We start from the raw sequence: 946 nt of genomic DNA on the forward strand, positions 1-946 counted from the left end.
AGACAGGTGCGGGTGAACGGCTCGGCGGTCGGGACGGCTCCGGCGGCGCGCTGGGCGTCGGCGGCCAACGCTTCCCGCATCCGCAGCCGCCCGGGCGGGGTCGGCGAGGTGTGGGTGGTGGTGGCGCGGTCGCGGTGCGCGGCGTTGCGCAGGTGTCGGGCCAGACGGCGCGCGGCGGCCTGCTCGGCGGGCGTGGCCGCCCTAGTGCCGGTGATCTTGGTGGGGCCGTGCGGGGTGACTTCGGGGAGGTCGCTGAACACTCGGCTCGCGGCGCGGTCGGCTTGGTCGCGTGCCTTCTTTTCGGCGCGCCGCTCGGCCGAGCGGTCCGACCCCGGCAGGGGCGCGGGTGGGGCGTCGGCGTCGGTGATGGCCTGCACGGTGGCGGTGATGGCCGCCGCCAGCGCCGACGATGCCGCCTGGGCGCCGGGGCCGGTTTCGGGTGGGGGCGGAGGCTGGTCCGGGTCGATGCCCAGGCAGTCGCACCACAGGCGGCCCAACTCCAGCATGCCCGCGGTGTCGTGGTCGGCGGTGCGGTGCGCGCGGCACCACAACTCGGCCAGTGCCCCCAGCCTGCCCGAGCCGATGACCTCGGACACGGCGCGGGCGACGGGGGCGGTCTCGTCGGTGTCCAGTACTCCGGCGGTGACGCGGGCGAGCAGCAGCGCGGCGGCGCAGCCCGCGTCCCACGGCGTCATCGCCGCCCGCGCACTGGCGGAGCCGCCCGCTCCGGCTGACCCTGGTGAAGGTGCGGGAGTGAAGTCGGCCAGCACCAGGCCGGTGGCCGAGGCGCGCAGCCAGCGGTGATCGCCGGGGCGGCGAGCCAGGTGCGCCGCTTCGATTCGGGATTCTTCCAGCAGTAGGGACGCCTCCAACTGCGCCGTCCCGCGCACCCTGGCAGTCGAGCCAGGTGCTCGACTGGCGCCCGGGCCGGTGGTGGGGGTGGGGG

1 pseudogene is annotated in these 946 nt (G+C 76.6%); it reads right to left on the minus strand.

Annotated features, from left to right (window positions below):
* A pseudogene (locus E1289_RS37745) lies at nucleotides 1-890 on the minus strand (hypothetical protein); the annotation flags it as partial.
* Nucleotides 891-946: the final 56 nt, after the last annotated feature.

Source organism: Actinomadura sp. 6K520 (genome assembly GCF_004349245.1).
In the GTDB taxonomy this organism is placed as follows: domain Bacteria; phylum Actinomycetota; class Actinomycetes; order Streptosporangiales; family Streptosporangiaceae; genus Spirillospora.